This window comes from Bacillus sp. LR--39 (assembly GCF_053613335.1).
The window spans coordinates 1-503 of sequence record NZ_JBSIOT010001697.1 but is presented as its reverse complement, the minus strand read 5'-3'; the positions used below and the strand labels follow the sequence as shown (position 1 = coordinate 503).

Genomic DNA, 503 nt, shown 5'->3' with positions numbered 1-503 from the left:
ATCACTTGCGGGAGGTTAAACGGATCGACGTCTTCGTCAACGAGGATCACCATTTTGCAGTAGCCGAGGCCGTGCGGAGTTGTCAGCGCGCGCATGCCGACGGCTTTGGCGAATCCGCCGTAGCGGCTTTTCGTTGATACAATGGCGATCAAGCCGTGCGTATACATCGCGTTTACCGCGACAATTTCATTCGGATACGCCTCTTTAAGCTGCTGGTAAAGCGGCACACATGTATTAATGCCGACCATATAGTCAACCTCAGTCCAAGGCATGCCTAAATACAGGTGTTCAAAAATCGGATTGTTGCGGTGGCAGACGCGCTTGATTTTGATGATCGGCATGCTTCGTCCGCCTGAATAGTGGCCGGTAAACTCGCCGAACGGACCTTCATACTCGCGTTCGCCCGCAAGGATCTCACCTTCGAGAACCACTTCTGCGCCCCATGGGATATCTAAGTTAGACAGTTTTGATTTGACGATTTTATATGGTTCGCCTTGCAGGGC

The 503-nt window shown here is 51.9% G+C and carries 1 protein-coding gene; it reads right to left on the bottom strand.

Going from position 1 to position 503, the window contains the following annotated elements:
- Positions 1-503, bottom strand: a 503-nt coding sequence (locus ACWHAR_RS32610) for a UbiD family decarboxylase domain-containing protein (protein WP_452089118.1), incomplete at both ends; no start/stop codon positions are given.